General features: G+C 72.0%; 17 protein-coding genes, 2 tRNA genes and 1 pseudogene. 10 read left to right on the top strand and 10 right to left on the bottom strand.

What is annotated here, in order from left to right:
- The first annotated feature begins 20 nt into the window (after positions 1–20).
- A tRNA-Arg gene (locus D3A59_RS14480) sits at positions 21–97 on the top strand.
- Positions 98–343: 246 nt separating this feature from the next.
- Positions 344–420: transfer RNA gene (locus D3A59_RS14475), tRNA-Arg, on the top strand.
- 111 nt (positions 421–531) lie between these two features.
- On the opposite strand, the gene D3A59_RS14470 is transcribed toward D3A59_RS14475, so the two are convergent.
- Positions 532–2,673, bottom strand: coding sequence for a TonB-dependent receptor family protein (locus D3A59_RS14470; protein ID WP_119155653.1), 2,142 nt, complete (start codon positions 2,671–2,673; stop codon positions 532–534).
- A gap of 180 nt (positions 2,674–2,853) precedes the next feature.
- Between D3A59_RS14470 and D3A59_RS14465 the strand changes: the two genes are divergently transcribed.
- Positions 2,854–3,780, top strand: a complete 927-nt coding sequence (locus D3A59_RS14465) for an NAD(P)/FAD-dependent oxidoreductase (protein ID WP_205665198.1) — start codon at positions 2,854–2,856, stop codon at positions 3,778–3,780.
- 32 nt (positions 3,781–3,812) lie between these two features.
- Positions 3,813–4,379: a transcription elongation factor GreB gene (gene greB / locus D3A59_RS14460; RefSeq protein ID WP_119155651.1), complete on the top strand. Its 567-nt coding sequence runs from the start codon at positions 3,813–3,815 to the stop codon at positions 4,377–4,379.
- A gap of 30 nt (positions 4,380–4,409) precedes the next feature.
- On the opposite strand, the gene D3A59_RS14455 is transcribed toward greB, so the two are convergent.
- From D3A59_RS14455 to D3A59_RS14440, 4 genes are all read right to left on the bottom strand, one after another.
- Complete coding sequence (locus D3A59_RS14455) at positions 4,410–6,680, bottom strand: RelA/SpoT family protein (RefSeq protein ID WP_119155650.1); 2,271 nt, start codon at positions 6,678–6,680, stop codon at positions 4,410–4,412.
- Between the two features lie 138 nt (positions 6,681–6,818).
- Positions 6,819–7,022, bottom strand: coding sequence for a DNA-directed RNA polymerase subunit omega (gene rpoZ / locus D3A59_RS14450; protein WP_119155649.1), 204 nt, complete (start codon positions 7,020–7,022; stop codon positions 6,819–6,821).
- Positions 7,023–7,067: 45 nt separating this feature from the next.
- Positions 7,068–7,688 carry a guanylate kinase gene (gene gmk, locus D3A59_RS14445; RefSeq protein WP_119155648.1) on the bottom strand — a complete coding sequence of 207 codons (621 nt, stop codon included), beginning with the start codon at positions 7,686–7,688 and terminating at the stop codon, positions 7,068–7,070.
- 11 nt (positions 7,689–7,699) lie between these two features.
- Positions 7,700–8,653, bottom strand: a complete 954-nt coding sequence (locus D3A59_RS14440) for a YicC/YloC family endoribonuclease (RefSeq protein WP_119155647.1) — start codon at positions 8,651–8,653, stop codon at positions 7,700–7,702.
- A 30-nt stretch (positions 8,654–8,683) separates the two neighbouring features.
- Here D3A59_RS14440 and D3A59_RS14435 point away from each other — a divergent pair, with 30 nt between their 5' ends.
- The 5 genes from D3A59_RS14435 (at position 8,684) to hemW (ending at position 13,308) form a co-directional block, all read left to right on the top strand.
- Positions 8,684–9,652 (top strand): serine/threonine protein kinase, encoded by a 969-nt coding sequence (locus tag D3A59_RS14435; RefSeq protein WP_119155646.1) that lies wholly within the window; start codon positions 8,684–8,686, stop codon positions 9,650–9,652.
- Positions 9,653–9,665: 13 nt separating this feature from the next.
- Positions 9,666–10,589 (top strand): PP2C family protein-serine/threonine phosphatase, encoded by a 924-nt coding sequence (locus D3A59_RS14430; protein WP_119155645.1) that lies wholly within the window; start codon positions 9,666–9,668, stop codon positions 10,587–10,589.
- A 142-nt stretch (positions 10,590–10,731) separates the two neighbouring features.
- Positions 10,732–11,469: a ribonuclease PH gene (gene rph / locus D3A59_RS14425; protein ID WP_119155644.1), complete on the top strand. Its 738-nt coding sequence runs from the start codon at positions 10,732–10,734 to the stop codon at positions 11,467–11,469.
- A gap of 8 nt (positions 11,470–11,477) precedes the next feature.
- Positions 11,478–12,083 carry an RdgB/HAM1 family non-canonical purine NTP pyrophosphatase gene (gene rdgB / locus D3A59_RS14420; protein WP_119155643.1) on the top strand — a complete coding sequence of 202 codons (606 nt, stop codon included), beginning with the start codon at positions 11,478–11,480 and terminating at the stop codon, positions 12,081–12,083.
- Positions 12,084–12,087: 4 nt separating this feature from the next.
- The gene (gene hemW / locus D3A59_RS14415) at positions 12,088–13,308 is read left to right on the top strand and encodes a radical SAM family heme chaperone HemW (protein WP_119155642.1); all 1,221 of its coding nucleotides are present in this window, start codon (positions 12,088–12,090) and stop codon (positions 13,306–13,308) included.
- A 63-nt stretch (positions 13,309–13,371) separates the two neighbouring features.
- Here hemW and D3A59_RS14410 read toward each other — a convergent pair whose 3' ends face one another.
- From D3A59_RS14410 to D3A59_RS14400, 3 genes are read right to left on the bottom strand one after another with little or no spacing between them, the layout of a single operon-like run.
- A complete protein-coding gene (locus D3A59_RS14410; RefSeq protein WP_119155641.1) occupies positions 13,372–14,481 on the bottom strand; it encodes a protein-glutamate methylesterase/protein-glutamine glutaminase in 1,110 nt (369 codons plus the stop codon).
- Between the two features lie 14 nt (positions 14,482–14,495).
- Positions 14,496–15,179 carry a chemoreceptor glutamine deamidase CheD gene (gene cheD / locus D3A59_RS14405; protein WP_119155640.1) on the bottom strand — a complete coding sequence of 228 codons (684 nt, stop codon included), beginning with the start codon at positions 15,177–15,179 and terminating at the stop codon, positions 14,496–14,498.
- A complete protein-coding gene (locus tag D3A59_RS14400; RefSeq protein ID WP_119155639.1) occupies positions 15,176–16,096 on the bottom strand; it encodes a CheR family methyltransferase in 921 nt (306 codons plus the stop codon). Before D3A59_RS14400 ends, cheD begins: the two co-directional genes overlap by 4 nt.
- Positions 16,097–16,382: 286 nt before the next feature.
- Between D3A59_RS14400 and D3A59_RS14395 the strand changes: the two genes are divergently transcribed.
- Complete coding sequence (locus tag D3A59_RS14395) at positions 16,383–17,159, top strand: DUF4241 domain-containing protein (protein ID WP_119155638.1); 777 nt, start codon at positions 16,383–16,385, stop codon at positions 17,157–17,159.
- A gap of 40 nt (positions 17,160–17,199) precedes the next feature.
- On the opposite strand, the gene D3A59_RS26715 is transcribed toward D3A59_RS14395, so the two are convergent.
- Positions 17,200–18,792, bottom strand: a complete 1,593-nt coding sequence (locus D3A59_RS26715) for a methyl-accepting chemotaxis protein (protein ID WP_119155637.1) — start codon at positions 18,790–18,792, stop codon at positions 17,200–17,202.
- Positions 18,793–18,850: 58 nt separating this feature from the next.
- A pseudogene (locus tag D3A59_RS14385) lies at positions 18,851–19,130 on the bottom strand (methyl-accepting chemotaxis protein); the annotation flags it as partial.

Raw genomic sequence — 19,130 nt, 5'->3', positions numbered from 1 at the left:
GTGTTATAGTTTCTTTCTCGGCGGCTGTAGCTCAGTTGGATAGAGTACTTGGCTACGAACCAAGGGGTCGTGGGTTCGAATCCTGCCAGCCGCACCAGAAAGCAAAGGGCTGATTTCTTCGGAAGTCAGCCCTTTTTGCTTTTTTCACTCCAGTGTTGCAGGGGGGGGGCAGGCGTTTGCGGGGGCGACGCATCGGAGGGCAGGGCTGCTTCTAGCGCAGGTCCCCTTGAGGAACAAGCCGGCTGCCCCACCAAGGTCGGCAATGATCCGGAGATGGCCGGATTCTCGAAAGATTGCAGAATCTATTGCGGCGGCCCGAATTCGTGTTATAGTCTCTTTCTCGGCGGCTGTAGCTCAGTTGGATAGAGTACTTGGCTACGAACCAAGGGGGCGTGGGTTCGAATCCTGCCCGCCGCACCAGAAAGCAAAGGGCTGATTTCTTCGGAAGTCAGCCCTTTTTGCTTTGGGCGGCCCGGCAGCCGCGAGGAAGGCGGGGGCGGGGCGCAAGGATGCGTGTGCCCCCGCGCCGGCTCACAGCGCGAGCGTCATGCCGGCGAACCAGCGCCGGCCGGGCGCGGGCTCGAAGAAGCGGCCGTTGCCGTCGTTGACGATCACCGAGCCGGCGTAGCGGCGGTCGAACACGTTGTCGGCGCGCACGAACCACTGCACCGCTTGCCCCGCGAGCCGGCGCTGCCCCGAGAGCTTCAGGTGCGCGACCGCATAGCCGGCGGCGTGATCGCTGTTGCGGTCGTCCACCGCGACGCGGCTTTCCGCCCGCACTTCCGCGCCGATCGCGAGGCCGGGCGCGAAGCGCCAGCCCAGGTCGGCCCCCAGGCTGTGCTCCGGAATGCCGGGCAGGCGGTTGCCGGCGGGAACCGTCGTCGCGCTGCCGTTGACGCTGCGCGTGAAGGACTGGCCGAAGCTCGCGTCGAGCCAGGTGTAGCCGAGGCCGAGCTGCCAGGCGCCGCCGAGCGGCCGCTGCCAGCCGAGCTCGACGCCGCGGCGCTCGACCTCGTCGACGTTCTGGAAGCTCGAGCGGCCGTTGCGCGTGTCGACCGGCACGATCTCCTGCCGCGTGCGGCTGCCGAACCAGGCTGCCTGCCACAGGCCGCCGCCCTGGCGCCCTCGCAGGCCGAGCTCGACCTGGCGGCTGCGCGCCGCCTGCAGCCCGAGGTTCAGCCCCGCGTTGCCGTCCGGCCGGTAGGCGACCTCGGTGAGCGTCGGCGTCTCGAAGCCGCGCCCGGCGTTGGCGTAGACGTTGAGCGTCTCGCTCGCGCGCCACAGCACGCCGAGCACCGGGCTCGTCTGCTCGTGCAGCGCGGCGCCGCTGTCGTCGCCGTTGACGCCGCGGATGTAGCGATCGGCGACCGACAGGCGCACGCGGCTCGTCCGCAGCCCGCCGGTCAGCGTCACGCGCTCGGACGCGTCCCATTCGAGCTGCGCGTAGCCGTCGTCGTTGCCGGCGCGGTTGGTCTCGTCGCGCCGCAGCGTGCCCTGCGTGCCGCCGTTGTTGTCGTAGCCAAGCCGCTCGTCGGTCTGGCGGTCGATGTCGACGCCGAGCGTCAGGCGCCACGGCAGGCCGCTGTCGCGGACGCCGCACCGGCTCCACTGCAGGCCCGCGCCGCCGTACTCGCGGTCGAGATCGACGACGCCGCCGGCGCCGCGGGTGACCGGTGCGGCGCTGGGCGGGATGCTCAGCGTCTGCCGCACCAGGCGGTGTCCGCCGTACAGGCGCGCGCTCAGCGTGTCGCGATCGCCGGGCCGGTACTCGGCGACGAGGCCGAGCTGGTGCTGCTCGAGCGGCTTGCGGGTGTCGTAATCTCCCGCCTCGCGCGTGGTCTGGTCCGGGTTCGCGTCGAACTGCGCCCGCGTCAGCCCAAGCGGGTCCTGCGCCTTCAGGTTCAGGCTGTTGAGCACGCCGGTGAGCTTCAGCCCGCTCGCCGGCTGCGCCACCACCTTCGCGTTCAGGTGGCGGCGCCGCATCTCGCTGTGCGGCCGGAAGCCCTCGCTCTCGTCGGCCGACAGGCCGAGCACCGCGCCGAGGCTGCGGTCGCCGGCCGTCGTGCGCAGGCCGAGCTGGCGCTGGCCGTCCTCGCCGATGCCGCCCGACAGCTCGCTGCGCACGCCCGCGTCCACGGCGGGCGGGTCGGCGGTGAACACCGACACGACGCCGCCGGCCGCGTTGCCGTAGAGCTGTGCGACCGGGCCGCGCAGCACCTCGACGCGCTGCGCGGTGCGCAGCTGCGCGGTCGAGGTCTGGCCCTGGCCGTCGGGCATGCTCGCCGGGATGCCGTCCACCAGCAGTCGCACGCCGCGCACGCCGAAGGTGGCGCGGCTGCCGAAGCCGCGGATCGACAGCTGCAGGTCCTGCGCCTGGTTGTGGCGCTCGCGCACCGTCAGCCCCGGCACCGTCAGCAGCAGCTCCGACAGGCTGGCGAGCGGACGGTCGCGCCGCAGCGCCTCGACGTCGACCGCGTCGATGCCCGCGGGCGTGTCGAACAGCCGCTGCTGCTGGCGGCTCGCGCTGACGACGACCGGCTCGAGCTCCTCGCCCGCCGGGGCCTGCGCGAATGCCGGGGCGGCGGCGGTGGCGAGCGCCGCGGCGAGGGCCGGCAGCCGGCGAGGGCAGGGCAGGGAGGTCCGGCGGCGGGCCGGCAGGGCAGGGCGTTGCATCAGGGTCTCCTTTTTCTGGGCCGGCGCCTCGAAGGCGCCGCCTTTTCTCGGGCGGCCATTGTGCATGCGCGAGCGCGACGCCGAGCTGCCGCCGCAGCGGGCATCTGAGCTGTCTCAAGGCGGGCACCCGCCTTGCACGGGGAGCGGGCGCGGCCCGGCTGCCGCAGGAGCACGATGCACATGTCCGATCCCGAGTTTCTCGATTGCCTGGTGATCGGCGGTGGCCCGGCCGGCCTGACCGCCGCGCTCTACCTGCGCCGCTTCCACCGGCACGTGCTGGTCTGCGACGCCGGCCACAGCCGCGCCGCCTGGATTCCGCGCACGCACAACTACCCGGGCTTTCCGGACGGCATCGTCGGCACCGAGCTGCTGGCGCGGCTGCGCGAGCAGGTGACGCAGCACGGCGGCGAGGTGCGTCCGGTGACGGTCACCGGGCTGCAGCGCCTCGAGGGCGGCGGCTTCGAGGCCGACCTCGACGGCCGGCCGCAGCGCACGCGCACCGTGCTGCTCGCCACCGGTGTGGTGGATCGCGCGCCGCCCGTGCCGGGCAGCGAGGCGCTGCGTCAGCAGGGCCTGATGCGGCAGTGCCCGATCTGCGACGGCTACGAGTACACCGACCGCCGCGTCGGCGTCATCGGCGGCGGCGCGCACGGGGCGCGCGAGGCGCTCTTCATCAGCAACTTCACGTCCGACCTGACGCTGGTGATCCACAGCGACCCGGACGAGGTGGACGAGGCGCTGCACGCCGAGCTCGCCGCGCGCGGCGTGCGGATCCTGCCCGGCCCGGTGCTCGAGCTCTGCGCGCTGCCGGGCAGCCGCGTGCTGATGCGCCGCGACGGCGGCTCCGAGGAGTCCTACGACGTGGTCTACAGCGCGCTCGGCACGCGCGTGCGCTCGAACCTGGCGCTCGGGCTCGGCGCGGCGGCCGACGACCAGGGCTGCCTGCAGGTGGACGACCACCTGCAGACGCAGATCGAGGGGCTCTACGCGGCCGGCGACGTGGTGGCGAGCCTCAGCCAGCTCGCGGTGGCCACCGGTCAGGCGGCGATCGCCGCCACCGCGATCCACAACCGGCTGCCGCGGCGCCGCCCGGGGGGCGGGGGCTGAAACGGCCGGCGCACCGGTGCCAGAATCCACGCATGAGCAAGGCATTCACCCGCGAAACAGACGCCCCGGACGACGAGGATGACGACATCGCCGCGGCGCCGCTGCCCTCCGGCAGCAAGAACTACATCACCCCGCAGGGCTACCGGCGCCTGCGCGAGGAGCTGCTCGCGCTGATCGACGTCGAGCGGCCGAAGGTGGTCGAGATCGTCTCGTGGGCGGCGTCCAACGGCGACCGCTCCGAGAACGGCGACTACCTCTACGGCAAGAAGCGGCTGCGCGAGATCGACCGGCGCATCCGCTTCCTGACCAAGCGGCTCGACATCGCCGAGGTGGCCGATCCGTCGGCACACCATGGATCGGACCAGGTCTTCTTCGGTGCCACGGTCACCTACGCCAACAGCCGCGGCGAGGAGCGCACGATCACGATCAAGGGCGTGGACGAGGTGGACGCCCTGCAGGGCGAGGTGAGCTGGGTCGCGCCGATCGCGCGCGCGCTGCTCAAGGCGCGCGAGGGCGACGAGGTGCAGCTGATGACGCCGGGCGGCCCCGAGCGGCTGGAGGTGATCGAGGTGCGCTACCCGGCGCCGCAGCGCGACTGAGCTCCGCCGCGCCGCCAGGGGGCGGACCGCTCAGGTCGGCTTGGCGCGCGCGGCCTTCAGCACGGTGGACGAGCGGCGCAGCGTGCGCAGCACGTCGGCGAGGTGCTGGCGGTCGCGCACCGTGATCACGAGGCGCAACTCCATCGTCGAGTGGCCCGGCTCGTGCGCCATGTCGATGTGCGTGATGTCGGCCTCGGCCTGGCTGACCGCGGACGCGACCTTCGCGACCGCGCCCTTGCTGCTGTGCGCGAGCACGGTGACGCCGGTCTCGAAGCCCCGCTGCGGCTCCTCGGCCCACTCCACCGGGATCCAGCGCTCGCTGTCGCGCTGGAACAGGCGCTTGCCGGTCTGGCATTCGCCGGTGTGCACGACCAGCCCCTCGCCGCGGCCGAGGTAGCCGACGATGCCGTCGCCCGGGATCGGGCGGCAGCAGTGCGCCATCTGCACCGTCGCGCCTTCCGAGCCGTCGATCGTCACCATCGCGTGCGAGGGCGAGCTGTCGTCGGCGAGGTAGCGGTTCATCGACATCGTCACCGCGTTCGGCTTTGCGCCGGCCTCGGCCAGCAGCTTGGCGAGGCGCTTGGCGACGATGGTCGCGATCTTCTTGCCCAGGCCGATGTCGATCAGCAGCTCGCGCCGGCTGCGGTTGCCGCTCCAGCGGATCAGCGCCTGCCACTGCGCCGCCGCGCTGCCGCTGCCGCTCTCGTCGCCCGGCGGCGGCTCCAGGCCCTCGGCGCGCATCGCCTGCGCGAGCAGCTTGGCGCCGAGCTCGGCCGACTCCTCCTGCGTGACGTTCTTCAGGTAGTGCCGGATGCGCGAGCGCGCGCGGCCGGTGCGCACGAAGTTCAGCCACGCGGGGTTCGGGCGCGACACCGGCGCGGTGATGATCTCGACCACGTCGCCGCTGCGCAGCTCGGTGCGCAGCGCCACCTGCTCGCCGTTGACCTTGGCCGCGACGCAGCGGTCGCCGACGTCGGAGTGGATCGCGTAGGCGAAGTCCACAGGTGTCGCCCCCTTCGGCAGCGCGAGGATCTTGGACTTGGGCGTGAAGACGTAGACCGCGTCCGGAAACAGGTCGACCTTGACGTGCTCGAGGAACTCGGCCGCGTCGCGCGTCTCGTCCTGGATGTCGATCAGCGACTGCAGGCCCACGGTGCCGATGCGCTGCGCGTCGCCGGTGTCCGCGCCCTGCACCTTGTAGAGCCAGTGCGCCGCGATGCCGGTTTCGGCGACGACGTGCATCGGCTCGGTGCGGACCTGGAACTCCACCGGCGTGCCGAGCGGGCTCACGAGCGTGGTGTGCAGCGACTGGTAGCCGTTGGCCTTCGGGATGGCGATGTAGTCCTTGAAGCGCCCCGGCATCGGCTTGTACATCTGGTGCAGCACGCCGAGCGCGAGGTAGCACTCGGGCAGCGTCGAGACCACGATGCGGAAGCCGAAGATGTCGTTGACCTGCGCGAAGGACAGGTGCTTCTCGCGCATCTTCGCGTAGATCGAGAACACCGTCTTCTCGCGGCCCCAGACCTGCACCGAGATGCCGGCCTCGGCGAAGGCGCGCTCGACGTCGGCGCGGATGCGGTCCACCAGGTCGCGCCGGTAGCCGCGCGCGCGCTGCACGGCCTTCGTCAGCGCCGCGAAGCGCCAGGGCAGCAGGTGCTGGAAGCTCAGCTCCTGCAGCTCGCGGTAGATGCGGTTGAGGCCGAGCCGGTGCGCGATCGGCGCGTAGATGTCGAGCGTCTCGCGGGCGATGCGGGCGCGCTTCGGGGCCGCCATCGCCTCCATCGTGCGCATGTTGTGCAGCCGGTCCGCGAGCTTGATCAGGATGACGCGCACGTCGCGCGCCATCGCCAGCAGCATCTTGCGGAAGGATTCGGCCTGCGACTCCTCGCGGGTCGAGAACTGCAGCTTGTCGAGCTTGGTCAGGCCGTCGACCAGCTCGGCGGTGGCGACGCCGAAGCGCTCGACCAGCTCGGTCTTCGTGACGCCGCAGTCCTCCATCGCGTCGTGCATCAGCGCGGCCATGATCGCCTGCGCGTCGAGCTTCCAGTCGGCGCACAGGCCGGCGACCGCGATCGGGTGCGTGATGTAGGGCTCGCCGCTGGCGCGGAACTGGCCGAGGTGGGCCTCGTCGGCGAAGCGGTAGGCGTCGCGCACGCGCCGGATGTCGGCGGGATCGAGGTAGTCGAGCTTGTGCGTCAGCGCCGCGAAGGAGGCGCTCGCGGCGTCGCGCGCGCCGTGGTCACCCGGCTCGGGTGGCGGGTGCTTCGGTGTCGCGTGGGGAGGAGCGGCTTGCAGACCCATCGGGCAACTTTAGCTTGGATTGCAAAGGCCCTAGGCCGAGGGCGCCCTAAACGGGCGCGCCCGAATCGAGGTTCGGGCGCGGGGTGGGGCGGGCGCGCCGACGGGGCGCCCGGGCAGGCCTTCAGGCCGCGGGGAACGTCAGGTCGGGACCTTGCGCAGCATCTCGACGCCGACCTGGCCGGCGGCGATCTCGCGCAGCGCGGTCACGCCGGGCTTGTTCTTGCTCTCGATCTTCGGCGTGTGGCCCTGGCTCAGCATGCGCGCGCGGTAGGTCGCGGCGAGCACGAGCTGGAAGCGGTTCGGGATCTTCTGCAGGCAGTCTTCGACAGTGATGCGGGCCATGGAATCAACTCCAGCGCTGCGCGGGGCAGCGCGACAGAAAACGTTTCAGGTGAGCTCGAGCGCGTCGAAGACGACCTTCTTGGTGCGCCGCTGCGCGGCGTACTTGAGCCGCTGCGCGTGCACGATCGCCTTCAGGTCGAACAGCGCCGTCTCGAAGAGGGCGTTGATTATAACGAAGTCGAAGTGCCGGGCCTGCGCCACCTCGTGGCGCGCGTTGGCCATGCGCTCCTTGATGACCTCGGGCCCGTCCTCGCCGCGGCGCTGCAGGCGCTGCAGCAGCTCCTCGTAGCTCGGCGGCAGGATGAAGATCAGGATCGCGTTCGGGAACAGCTGCTTGATCTGCAGCGCGCCCTGCCAGTCGATCTCGAGCACCACGTCCTCGCCGGCGGCCATGCGCGACTCGATCGCCGCGCGCGAGGTGCCGTAGAGGTTGCCGTGCACCTCGGCCCACTCGAAGAAGTCGCCGCGCTCGACCATCGCGCGGAACTCCTCCTGGGACGTGAACAGGTACTCGCGGCCGTGCTGCTCCTGGCCGCGCGGCGCGCGGGTGGTGTGCGACACCGAGACCATCAGCCGCGCGTCGAGCTCGAGCAGCGCCTTCACGAGGCTGGACTTGCCGGCGCCGCTCGGGGCGGCGACGACGAAGAGATTGCCGGGATATTCCATGTCGGCGCGCCTTATTCGATGTTCTGGACCTGCTCGCGCATCTGCTCGATCGCGACCTTCATCTCGACCGAGACCTGCGTGAGCTCGAGCGCGGCGGACTTCGAGCCGAGCGTGTTGGCCTCGCGGTGCAGCTCCTGGATCAGGAAGTCGAGCCGCTTGCCGAGCTCGCCGCCCTTCTGCAGCAGCCGTTCGATCTCGTCGAGGTGCGCGCGCAGCCGCGCGAGCTCCTCGGCCACGTCGATGCGCAGCGCGTAGGACGCGGCTTCCGACAGCGCGCGCTCGCGCAGCGCCTCGGCGCTCATCGCCTGCGCCGCGCCCGCGCTGTCGAGCGCCTGCTGCCAGCGCTCGAGGAAGCGCTGCTGCTGGCGCTCGACCACCTGCGGCACCAGCGGCTCGGCCTGCACGGCGAGCTCGCGCAGCCGCGCGACGCGCTCCATCAGGATCTGCACCAGGCGCCGGCCCTCGCGCTCGCGCGACTCCATCAGCCCGTCGAGGCATTGGCGCGTCGCGGCGATCGCCGCCTCGTCGAGCCGCTCGGCCGGCGCGCTGCCCTTGCACCACAGCAGCGCCTCGTGCACCGACAGCGGCTGGGCCTTGGGCAGCCAGTTCTGCACCGAGCCTTCGAGCCGCGCGAGCCGGTTGAGCTGCTCGGCCTGCGGCTGCGGCAGCGCCCCGTCGTGCTCGCGCGCGGCGTTCAGGCGCAGCTCGACCTTGCCGCGGCGCAGCCGGGCGGTCAGCAGCTCGCGCAGCGCGGGCTCGAGCGCGCGCAGCTCGTCCGGCATGCGGAAGGCGAGGTCCAGGAAGCGGCTGTTGACCGAGCGCAGCTCGACCGTGACGGCGCTGCGCGCACCGTTCTCGGGGCGCGCTGCCGCCTCGTTGCCGGGCTCGGCTGCGGGCGCGGCGGCGCCGGCGGCGAGGGCCTGCGAGCTGGCGCTCGCGTAGCCGGTCATGCTGTAAACTGACATGAACTCTTCGTCACACTACAAAAGCCGATTATGTCAAAGCCGAAGCCCGCCCCGTTGCCGCCGGGCACCGTGGTGGGGGGCTACCAGATCGTCAAGCGACTGGCATCGGGGGGCTTCGGCGTGGTCTACGTCGCCGAGGACCAGGAGAAGCGGCTGGTGGCGATCAAGGAATACCTGCCGGCCACGCTGGCGGAGCGCCTGCCCGGCGAGCTCGCCCCCCGCGTCAAGCCCGACAAGCAACCCCTGTACCGGCTCGGCCTCAAGAGCTTCTTCGAGGAAGGCCGCTCGCTCGCGCAGATCTCGCACCCGAGCGTGGTCTCCGTGCTGAACTTCTTCCGCGAGAATGAGACCGTCTACATGGTGATGAACTACCTGCAGGGCGACACGCTGCAGGACTTCATCGTCACCGCACGCGACCTCAAGCGCGACAAGGTCTTCCGCGAGTCCACCATCCGCTCGCTGTTCGACGAGGTGCTGCGCGGCCTGCGCATCGTGCACCAGCACAAGATGCTGCACCTCGACATCAAGCCCGCCAACGTCTTCATTACCAACGAGAACAAGGCGGTGCTGCTCGACTTCGGCGCGGCGCGCGAGGTGCTCTCCAAGGAAGGCAACTTCATCCGCCCGATGTACACGCCGGGCTTCGCGGCGCCGGAGATGTACCGCCGCGACGGCACGCTCGGCCCCTGGACCGACATCTACGCGATCGGCGCGTGCATCTACGCCTGCATGCAGGGCTATCCGCCCAACGACGCGCCGCAGCGCATGGAGAAGGACCGGCTGACGCTGTCGCTCTCGCGCCTGCGCAACATCTACTCCGACAACCTGATCGAGGTGACCGAGTGGTGCATGGCGCTCGACCCGCTGTCGCGCCCGCAGAGCGTGTTCGCGCTGCAGAAGGAGCTGTCGCGCGAGACCGAGCGCCGCTACACCAAGCTCAGCTTCAGCGAGCGGCTGAAGCTGCAGCTGGAGAACATCAAGGGCAACGCGAAACCCTGACGAGGCGTCCGCGATGAAATTCTCCGTCTACCAGGTCAGCCGCCGCGGCGGTCGCGAGAAGAACGAGGACCGCATGGGCTACTGCTACACGCGGGACGCCGGGCTGTTCGCGCTCGCCGACGGCATGGGCGGCCATCCGGAAGGCGAGGTCGCGTCGCAGCTCGCGCTGCAGACGCTGGCCACGCTGTTCCAGCGCGAGGCGAAGTCCACGCTCAAGGACCCGACGCGCTTCCTCAACGATGCGCTGTTCGCCGGGCACCGCCAGCTGCTGCGCTACGCGACGCAGCGCGCGCTGATCGACACGCCGCGCACCACGATCGTGGCCTGCGTGATCCAGGGCGGCGCGGCCTACTGGGCGCACTGCGGCGACTCGCGCCTGTACCTGGTGCGCGGCGACAAGCTGGTGGCGCGCACCCGCGACCATTCGTACTCGGAGCTGCAGCAGGGCGGGCGTGCCATCGCAGGGCGCGTCAACCGCAACGTGCTCTTCACCTGCCTCGGCAGCCCGGGCAAGCCGGTGCTCGACGTGGCCGGGCCGGTGCTGCTGCAGCAGGGCGACCGGCTGCTGCTGTGCTCGGACGGGCTGTGGAGCAGCGTGTCCGACGCCGACATCACGCAGCAGCTCTCGGCACTGCCGGTGTCCGAGGCGGTGCCCGAACTCGTCGAGCAGGCGCTGCGCCACGCCGGCCCCAAGAGCGACAACGTGACGGTGCTCGCGGTGGAGTGGGAGCGCGCCGACGACGACAACCGCAGCGGCTCGATCTCCACGCAGGTGCTCGGCGAGGACGACTTCGCGTCCACCATCCATGCCTCCACGCCCGACGAGGCCCGCGAGGCGGTGGCCGAGACCCCGCTGCTCGACGAGGCCGAGATCGACCGCTCGATCCGCGAGATCAACGAGGCGATCCGCCGCAGCTCGAAGCTGCGCAGCCGCTGAAGCCCGCCGCGCTCCGGGCCGCGCTATCCCCCCGCCGCGCCGCGGGCCGTCCCGCACAGGCAGGGCGGCACCCGGCGCCGCTTCGCTACCATGTCCGGCTCCGGTCCTCGCGGCCGGCTCCCTCTTCCTTCCGAGAATCCGCATGCCCCCCCAGTTCCAACGTTCGCAAGGCCGCGCCGCCGACGCGCTGCGCCCGGTGCGCCTGACGCGCCACTACACCCGCTACGCCGAGGGCTCGGTGCTGGTCGAGTTCGGCGAGACCAAGGTGCTGTGCACCGCGTCGGTCGAGGAGCGCGTGCCGCCGCACAAGCGCGGCTCGGGCGAGGGCTGGGTCACCGCCGAGTACGGGATGCTGCCGCGCTCGACGCACACCCGCAGCGACCGCGAGGCCGCGCGCGGCAAGCAGAGCGGGCGCACGCAGGAGATCCAGCGCCTGATCGGCCGCTCGATGCGCTCGGTGTTCGACCTCTCGCTGCTGGGCGAGCGCACCATCCAGCTCGACTGCGACGTGATCCAGGCCGACGGCGGCACCCGCACCGCTGCGATCACCGGCGCCTTCGTCGCGGCCCACGACGCGGTCGCGGGCCTGCTCGCGAAGGGGAAGATCGCCGCGAGCCCGATCCGCGACTTCGTCGCCGCGATCTCGGTCGGCGTCGTCGAGGGCACGCCGCTGCTCGACCTCGAGTACGTGGAGGACTCGGCCTGCGGCACTGACATGAACGTCGTGATGACGGGCAGCGGCGGCTTCGTCGAGGTGCAGGGCACCGCCGAGGGCGCGCCGTTCACGCGCGCCGAGATGGACGCGCTGCTCGGCCTCGCCGACAAGGGCATCCGCGAGCTGCTCGCGCTGCAGCGCCAGGCGCTCGGGCTTTCGCAGTGAGGTCCGCGATGCGACTCGTGCTCGCCTCCAACAACGCCAAGAAGCTCGTCGAGCTGCAGGCGCTCTTCGCGCCGCTCGGCCTGGAGCTCGTCGCTCAGGGCGCGCTCGGCATCCCCGAGGCCGAGGAGCCGCATGTCACCTTCGTCGAGAACGCGCTCGCCAAGGCGCGCCATGCCGCGCAGGCGGCCGGGGGCGCGGCGATCGCCGACGACTCGGGCATCAGCGTCGACGCGCTCGGCGGCGCGCCGGGCGTGCTGTCGGCGCGCTACGCGACGCTGTTCGGCCGGCCGAAGGGCGACGCCGAGAACAACTCGGTGCTGCTGGAGAAGCTGCAGGGCGTCGCCGACCGGCGCGCGCGCTTCGTCTGCGCGCTGGTCGCGGTGCGCTCGGCCGACGATCCCGAGCCGCTGGTGGCCATGGGTCGCTGGGAGGGCGAGGTCATTTCGGAATTGCGCGGCGAGGGCGGCTTCGGCTACGACCCGCTGATGTTCATTCCCGCGCTCGGCCGCACCGTGGCCGAGCTCGGGGCGGAAGAAAAGAACCGCTGCAGCCACCGCGCGCTCGCCGCGGTCCAGATGCAGCAGCTGATGCGGGAGGTCTGGCACCTTGGCTGACGCGATGTCCGTCGTCGAGCGCTACCTGCGCCCCGGCACGCTGCAGCTCGGCGCGCCGCCGCCGCTGTCGCTCTACGTGCACCTGCCCTGGTGCATCCGCAAGTGCCCCTACTGCGACTTCAACTCCCACGAGTGGCGAGGGGAGGGGGGCACGGGGCGGCCGCCCGAGGACCGCTACCTCGACGCGCTGCGCGCCGACCTCGAATCCGCGCTGCCCTCGGTGTGGGGCCGGCGCGTGCACAGCATCTTCATCGGCGGCGGCACGCCGAGCCTCTTCTCGCCCGAGGCGATCGACCGGCTGCTGGCCGACATCCGCGCGCGGCTGCCGCTCGAGCCCTTCTGCGAGGTCACGCTCGAGGCCAACCCCGGCACCTTCGAGCGCGAGCGCTTCAGGGCCTTCCGCGCCGCGGGCGTGACGCGGCTGTCGATCGGCGTGCAGAGCTTCGACGACGCCAAGCTCAAGGCGCTCGGCCGCGTGCACGACCGCGCGCAGGCGCTCGCGGCGGTCGAGGAGGCGCAGCAGGCCTTCGAGACCTTCAACCTCGACCTGATGTACGCGCTGCCCGGGCAATCGCTCGAGGAATGCGAGGCCGACCTGCGCCAGGCACTCGCCTTCGAGCCGCCGCACCTGTCGCTCTACCACCTCACGCTCGAGCCCAACACGCAGTTCGCGCGCCGCCCACCGGTGCTACCCGACGATGACACCGCCTTCGAGATGCTCGACCGGCTGATCGAGGGCACCGCGGCCGCCGGCCTGCAGCGCTACGAGGTCTCGGCCTATGCGCGAGCGGGCCACGAGTGCGCGCACAACCTGAACTACTGGCGCTTCGGCGACTACCTCGGCATCGGCGCCGGCGCGCACGGCAAGCTCAGCTTCCCGCATCGCGTGATCCGCCAGGTGCGCTGGAGGGAGCCGGCGCGCTACATCGAGCAGGCGCTCGCGGGCTCGCCGATGTCGCAGGACGAGGAGGTGCCGCGCCACGCGCTGCCCTTCGAGTTCATGCTCAACGCGATGCGGTTGAAGGAAGGCTTCGCGCTCGCCGACTTCACCGAGCGCACCGGGCTGCCGGTGACGGTGCTGCGCAAGGGCCTGGACGAGGCCGAGCGGCTCGGCCTCGTCGAGCGCGACTGGACGCGCGTGCGGCCGACCGTGCGCGGCCTCGACTTCCTGAGCGACCTGCAGGCGCTGTTCCTCGCGGACCCGCCGGCCGCCAAGGGCGGTTGAGGGGAGAACCCGACGACCTTCCCGGCCGTCCTCGGAGGGTCGCCGGGATGCGGGGGCGCGGCGTCAGACCCGGTTGATCGACATCCCCGCGGTACTGCGCAGCCGCTCCATCAGATGGGGTGCGATCTGCGCGAGCGGCAGCACCTCGTGCGCGGCGCCGGCGGCGATCGCCTCGCGCGGCATGCCGAACACGACGCAGCTCGCCTCGTCCTGCGCGTAGTTGTAGCTGCCGGCGTCGCGCATCTCCTTCATCGCGCGCGCCCCGTCGGCACCCATGCCGGTGAGCATGATGCCGATCGCGTTGCGGCCGACGACGCGCGCCGCCGACTTGAACAGCACCTCCACCGAGGGCTTGTGGCGGTTCACCGGCTCGCCGTCCTGCACGCGCGCGATGTAGTTCGCGCCGCTGCGCTCGACGCTGAGGTGGCGGCCGCCCGGCGCGATGTAGGCGTGGCCCGGCAGGATGCGCTCGCCGTCCTCGGCCTCCTTGACCGCGATGCGGCACAGGCCGTCAAGCCGCGTCGCGTAGCTTCTCGTGAAGCCCGGCGGCATGTGCTGCGTGATGACGACCGCCGGCGCGTCGGCGGGCAGGTTCACCAGCACCTCGCGCGTCGCCTCGGTGCCGCCGGTGGAGGCGCCGATGAAGATCAGCTTCTCGGTGGAGAGCCGCCCCAGGCTCGCCGGCGCCGGGGCGGGCGCGGCGGCACGCGGCTCGGCCGCGGCAGCGCCAGCGGGGGGCGCGGCGGCCGCCGGCAGGTGCAGCTTGCGCACCTGCGCGCGCGCGGCGATGCGGATCTTCTCGGTGATCTGCTGCGCGAGCTGCTGCAGCCCGTCGGCGATGCCGATCTTGGGCTTGGCGACGAAGTCGACCGCGCCGAGCTCGAGCGCGCGCAGCGTCACCTCCGCGCCGCGCTCGGTCAGCGTCGAGACCATCACCACCGGCATCGGCCGCAGCCGCATCAGCTTGGCCAGGAAGTCGATGCCGTCCATGCGCGGCATCTCGACGTCGAGCGTGATCACGTCCGGGTCCAGGTTGCGGATCATCTCGCGCGCGACGAAGGGGTCGCTCGCGGCGCCGATGCACTCCATGTCGGGCTGGCGGTTGATGATCTCGGCGAGCAGGCTGCGCACGAGCGCCGAGTCGTCCACCACGACGATGCGGGTCTTCGCCATCGTGCTTTCCTCCGTCAGAACAGATCGATCGAGCCGGCCCCGCTGGCCGGCGGCACGAAGCGCTGCACCGCGGCGCGGTCCTGCGCGGCAAGGGCCTCGAGATTGGTGGAGGCCAGGCGCTTGACCATCGCCTTGCCGCTGTGCGGCAGGAAGCAGACCTTGCGCGCGTGGATGTCGAGCAGGTCCTGCGACACCACCGGGATGCGCTCGGTGCGCAGGTACTCGAGCACGAAGTCGGCGTTGCGCTGGCCGACGTTGAGCGTCGTCATGCCGCCGATCACCTGCCCGCCGCCGAAGACCTTGGCCTCGAGCGAGCCGCGGCTCGCACCGCGCTTGAGCAGCTCGTTGATCAGCAGCTCCATCGCATAGGAGCCGTAGCGGCCCGAGTCGGTGGCGCCACCCGCGTCCGGCAGCATGAAGTGGTTCATGCCGCCGAGGCGCGCATGCCGGTCCCACAGGCAGGCCGCGACGCAGGAGCCGAGCGTCGTCGTCAGCAGCAGGTCCTCGTCGTGCACGAAGTACTCGCCCGGCAGCACCTTCACCGCCTCGTTGCGGAAGTGCGCGTCGTAGAAGAAGAAGGAGGCCTCGCCGGGCCGGGGCGGGCGCGCGCGCAGCCGCTCGAGCCGCGAGGCGGGCACGGCCTGGGACGACGCGGGCGGCGGCGGGAAGCCGCGCGGGGACGGGGAACTGGCGATCATCGGGGCAGGCTCCTGTCGGGTGCGGCGCTTGCGCCACGGGCCGGGCCCACGCGCTGGTAGACGGTCTTGCCGCGCAGCTGGAACAGCTCGCGCGCGTCGGTGAAGTTCTCCGAGTGGCCCACGAACAGCACCCCCTCGGGCTTCATCACCCCGTGGATGCGCTCGAGCACGCGGCGCTGCGTCGGCGCGTCGAAGTAGATCATCACGTTGCGGCAGAACACCAGGTCGAAGGGGTCGCCGAGCGACCAGGCCGAGGCCATCAGGTTGAAGTGGCGGAACTCGATCAGGCGCGCGAGCTCGGGCTTGATGCGGATGCGGCCCGCGTTGGTGCCGGTGCCGCGCAGGAAGTGGCGCTTGAGCCGCTCGGGCGACAGGCCGCGTGCGTCGTCGGTGTAGACGCCGCGGCGCGCGGTCTCCAGCACCCGGGTGTCGATGTCGCTCGCGACGATGCGCACCGGCGCGTCGGCGCCGAGCGTCTCGGCCACCGTCATCGCCAGCGAGTAGGGCTCCTCGCCGGTGGAGGCGGCGTTGCACCAGATGCGCAGCGGCGCGCGGCCGCCCCGCAGGCGCAACTCCTGCGCGAGCAGCTCGAAATGGTGCTCCTCGCGGAAGAAGGCGGTCAGGTTGGTCGTCAGGCAGTTGACGAACTCCTGCCACTCGGCTTCCGCCTGCGCGCCGTGCGCCTGCTCCAGCCACTGCAGGTAGGCGCCGATCGAGCGGTGGCGGGTCTCGCGCAGCCGGCGCGACAGCCGGCTGTAGACCATCGCCTGCTTGCCTTCGTGCAGGCTGATGCCGGCGTGCTGGTGGATCAGCCGGCGCACGCGCTCGAAGTCCGCCGGCTCGAAGCTGAACTCTTGCGTGCGCGGATCGATCCCCGGCTCGGCCGGCGCTTGAAGGGGGCTCGACAGGAGGGTCATCGGCGAAGGGTGGGGTGTGGACATCGCGGGACGGAAGGCGGCGCGCTCGCGGCGTGCCGCCCGCCGCCCTGTTATCGGCAGTCGCAGCCCGGGCTTGAGCCCGCCGCCGGCACGCGGGCGCATTGTTGCGGCGCTTGCGCGAGTCCGTCCCGGGCGCTTGGGTTTCGGCCCCCGGCCCGTGGCGCTGCCTAAGATCGGGGCCGGTTCCCGGCAGCGCAGAGGCAGTGCCGGCGCGGACGCGGCGGCGCACCGGCCCGTCCCTTGTCCGTCCTCGGGAGACTTCCAAATGCAGGAATGCCTTGCCGCCGTCGCGCTCGGGCTGCTGCTCGCACTGTCAGGCTGCAGCCCCGTGCCCGTGCCCGTGCCCGTGCCCGTGCCCGCGCCCGCGCCCGCAGCGCAGGCCGCCGACCCGCCCCGCGCGAGCGGGGACACGCTTTTCGAGCAGGCCTTCCAGCCCGGGTTCTCGCTGCGGCACGGCGGCGAGAAGGTGGATCTCGAGGTGCGCACGATCGGGCGCTTGCGCAGCCGCTCGGGCCGCCTCGTCGCCTGCGATCCCTTCGCCTGCGAGCGAGCCCGGCCCTTCGCGCAGCCCGTGCCGCAGGGCGAGTTCGAGTTGCGGCTGGCGCTGGTGCGCTTCGGCACGGAGCAGCGGGTGGCGCTGGCGCGGCTGAGCTTCCTGCCCGGTCCGGTGCGGCGCTGGGAGCCGGCGCTGGTGGCGGGCGAGGATGCCGCACGCGGCCACTACGGTTACGGTGTGGACACCGGCACCGGCGCCTTCCTCGACGGCGCGGCCTGGCAGGCGTATTCGCAGCGCATGCGGCGCGAGCCGGAGGCCTTCGCCGAGTCGCTGCTGCGGGAGTTCGACCGCAACGCGGCGCCGAGCCGCTCGTGGCTGCTGTTCGAGATGGAGGAGGGCGGGGTCGCGCTCTTCTCGAGCGGGTGGGGCGACGGCGGCTATGCGAGCTACTGGGGCTACGACGGCGAGGGCCGCCTCGCCGCGCTGCTGACGGATTTCCAGGTGCTGCAGGACGCAGCGGAGGCGGGGGGCGACGACGAGCGCTAGCGGGCGGGTCGCCCGCTGGCGCTCGTCAGGGTGGGGGGCGTCAGCCGGCGAAGGCGCCGCGTTCCTGCGCCTCGAGCCGGAAGGCGCTCATCAGCGTGCCGAGCCTTGCGGTCTGCTCGCGCAGGCTCTCGGCGGCGGCGGCCGACTGCTCGACCAGCGCGGCGTTCTGCTGCGTCATCTGGTCGAGCTGCACCACGGCCTGGTTGACCTGGCCGATGCCCTGGTTCTGCTCGGTGGCGGCGGCGCTGATCTCGCCGATGATGTCGGCCACGCGCTGCACCGAGCCGACGAGCTCCTGCATCGTCCGCCCGGCGTCGGACACCAGCCGGGAGCCGCCCTCGACCTGCTCGACCGAGGCGCCGATGAGCGTCTTGATCTCGCGCGCGGCCTGCGCGCTGCGCTGCGCGAGGTTGCGCACCTCGCCGGCGACGACCGCGAAGCCGCGGCCCTGCTCGCCGGCGCGCGCGGCCTCCACGGCCGCGTTGAGCGCGAGGATGTTGGTCTGGAAGGCGATGCCGTCGATCACGCCGATGATGTCGGCGATCTTGCGCGAGGCGGCATGAATGCCGCCCATCGTCGCCACCACCTGCGAGACGACCTCGCCGCCGCGGCCCGCGAGGCTCGCGGCGGAGCCGGCGAGCTGGTTGGCCTGGCGGGCGGAGTCCGCCGACTGCCGCACCGTGTCGGTGAGCTGGGCCATCGAGCTGGCGGTCTGCTGCAGGCTGGCCGCCGCCTGCTCGGTGCGTCCGGACAGGTCCTGGTTGCCGCTGGCGATCTCGGTCGACGCGGTGCCGAGGTTGCTGGTGGACTGGTGCACCTGCTCGACGATGTGGCGCAGTGAGCCCTGCATCTCCTGCAGCGCGCGCAGCAGGTCGGCGGTCTCGTCGCGGCCCTCGACGTGCAGCTCCCGGCTGGACAGGTCGCCGCCGGCGATCGAGCGCGCGAGTGCCTGCGCCTGCTCGAGCGGGCGGCAGATGCTGCGCAGGTTCAGCAGCGTCAGCGGCACCACCACTGCCACCGCGATCAGTACTGCGATGCCGAACATCAGCAACGTCTGGCGGCGCGCCTGCTGCGCGGCCTCGGCAGCTTGGGCCGCCTCGGTCGCGATCGCCTGCTTCAGCGCGTTGAGTTGCTGCTCGCCCTCGTCGTAGGCCGCCACGCCCTTGCCCATTACGCGCCCGGCCACCGTCGCGCTGTCGTAGCCGCTCGCGGCGAGCTGGCGCGCCACGGCAGCGAAGACCGACCGGTAGCCCTCGAGGTGCCGTCCGATCGCCTCGAGCGCCGCCTGGTCCTGCGCACGCGCGCTGCGCTGCAGCGCGGCGAGCGATTCGCCGGTCTGCTTCCAGGCCTCGTCCCACTGCTGCTGGCCGCGCGCGACCTGCATCGCGTCCTCGTAGCCGATGATCATGTCCTTCTCGGCGCGGCGCAGCCGGTGCATCGCGTCGTGCAGCTCGGACAGCCCGGCGGCCTCGGCGACGGAGTTCTCGAGGAAGTGCTGGCTCAGCGAATCGATGCGGTGCATGCCGAGCAGGCCGGCGCCGCCGACGATCGCGAGCAGGCACATCACGACGGCGATGGCCCCGATCATCCGCACTCGGATCGTGAAGCTGCGCATCAGGGGGATCAGGTTCATGGGGTTCTCGTTGTCAGGTTGTTGTCGTTGCAGCGGGCAATGGCGGGACGGCGAGGCCTCAGAAGGTCTCCCAGTCGCCGTCGTCGGCGGCGGTCGCCGCCGGCGCGGGCCGGGGGGCCGGGGCGGCAGCCGCTGCAGCTGGGGCGGGCGTCGCTTTCACGGCGGCAGCGGGGGCGGCGGGCTTGCGCGCCGGGGCGGCCATCGTCGCGGCCGGCGGCGTGCGGGGACGCTCGACCGGCGCGGCGGCCGCGGGACGGACGGCGCCCACGTGGATGCTGGCCATCAGCGAGGCGAGGCGCTGGGCCTGCTCGCGCAGGCTGTCGGAGGCGGCGGCGGAC

Source organism: Caldimonas tepidiphila, assembly GCF_003569765.1.
Classification (GTDB): domain Bacteria; phylum Pseudomonadota; class Gammaproteobacteria; order Burkholderiales; family Burkholderiaceae_C; genus Caldimonas; species Caldimonas tepidiphila.
The sequence above is the reverse complement of the archived record's forward strand: the minus strand, read 5'-3'. Positions and strand labels throughout refer to the sequence as shown.

Bases quoted from the DNA above. Each gene is read 5' to 3' on its own strand.
- D3A59_RS14435 (WP_119155646.1), top strand. From the start codon at position 8,684: ATGTCAAAGCCGAAGCCCGCCCCGTTGCCGCCGGGCACCGTGGTGGGG.
- D3A59_RS14400 (WP_119155639.1), bottom strand. From the start codon at position 16,096: ATGACCCTCCTGTCGAGCCCCCTTCAAGCGCCGGCCGAGCCGGGGATC.
- D3A59_RS14410 (WP_119155641.1), bottom strand. From the start codon at position 14,481: ATGGCGAAGACCCGCATCGTCGTGGTGGACGACTCGGCGCTCGTGCGC.
- D3A59_RS26715 (WP_119155637.1), bottom strand. From the start codon at position 18,792: ATGAACCTGATCCCCCTGATGCGCAGCTTCACGATCCGAGTGCGGATG.
- hemW (WP_119155642.1), top strand. From the start codon at position 12,088: ATGTCCGTCGTCGAGCGCTACCTGCGCCCCGGCACGCTGCAGCTCGGC.
- D3A59_RS14440 (WP_119155647.1), bottom strand. From the start codon at position 8,653: ATGTCAGTTTACAGCATGACCGGCTACGCGAGCGCCAGCTCGCAGGCC.
- D3A59_RS14470 (WP_119155653.1), bottom strand. From the start codon at position 2,673: ATGCAACGCCCTGCCCTGCCGGCCCGCCGCCGGACCTCCCTGCCCTGC.
- rdgB (WP_119155643.1), top strand. From the start codon at position 11,478: ATGCGACTCGTGCTCGCCTCCAACAACGCCAAGAAGCTCGTCGAGCTG.
- D3A59_RS14430 (WP_119155645.1), top strand. From the start codon at position 9,666: ATGAAATTCTCCGTCTACCAGGTCAGCCGCCGCGGCGGTCGCGAGAAG.
- cheD (WP_119155640.1), bottom strand. From the start codon at position 15,179: ATGATCGCCAGTTCCCCGTCCCCGCGCGGCTTCCCGCCGCCGCCCGCG.
- D3A59_RS14395 (WP_119155638.1), top strand. From the start codon at position 16,383: ATGCAGGAATGCCTTGCCGCCGTCGCGCTCGGGCTGCTGCTCGCACTG.
- D3A59_RS14455 (WP_119155650.1), bottom strand. From the start codon at position 6,680: ATGGGTCTGCAAGCCGCTCCTCCCCACGCGACACCGAAGCACCCGCCA.
- rph (WP_119155644.1), top strand. From the start codon at position 10,732: ATGCCCCCCCAGTTCCAACGTTCGCAAGGCCGCGCCGCCGACGCGCTG.
- rpoZ (WP_119155649.1), bottom strand. From the start codon at position 7,022: ATGGCCCGCATCACTGTCGAAGACTGCCTGCAGAAGATCCCGAACCGC.
- gmk (WP_119155648.1), bottom strand. From the start codon at position 7,688: ATGGAATATCCCGGCAATCTCTTCGTCGTCGCCGCCCCGAGCGGCGCC.
- D3A59_RS14465 (WP_205665198.1), top strand. From the start codon at position 2,854: ATGTCCGATCCCGAGTTTCTCGATTGCCTGGTGATCGGCGGTGGCCCG.
- greB (WP_119155651.1), top strand. From the start codon at position 3,813: ATGAGCAAGGCATTCACCCGCGAAACAGACGCCCCGGACGACGAGGAT.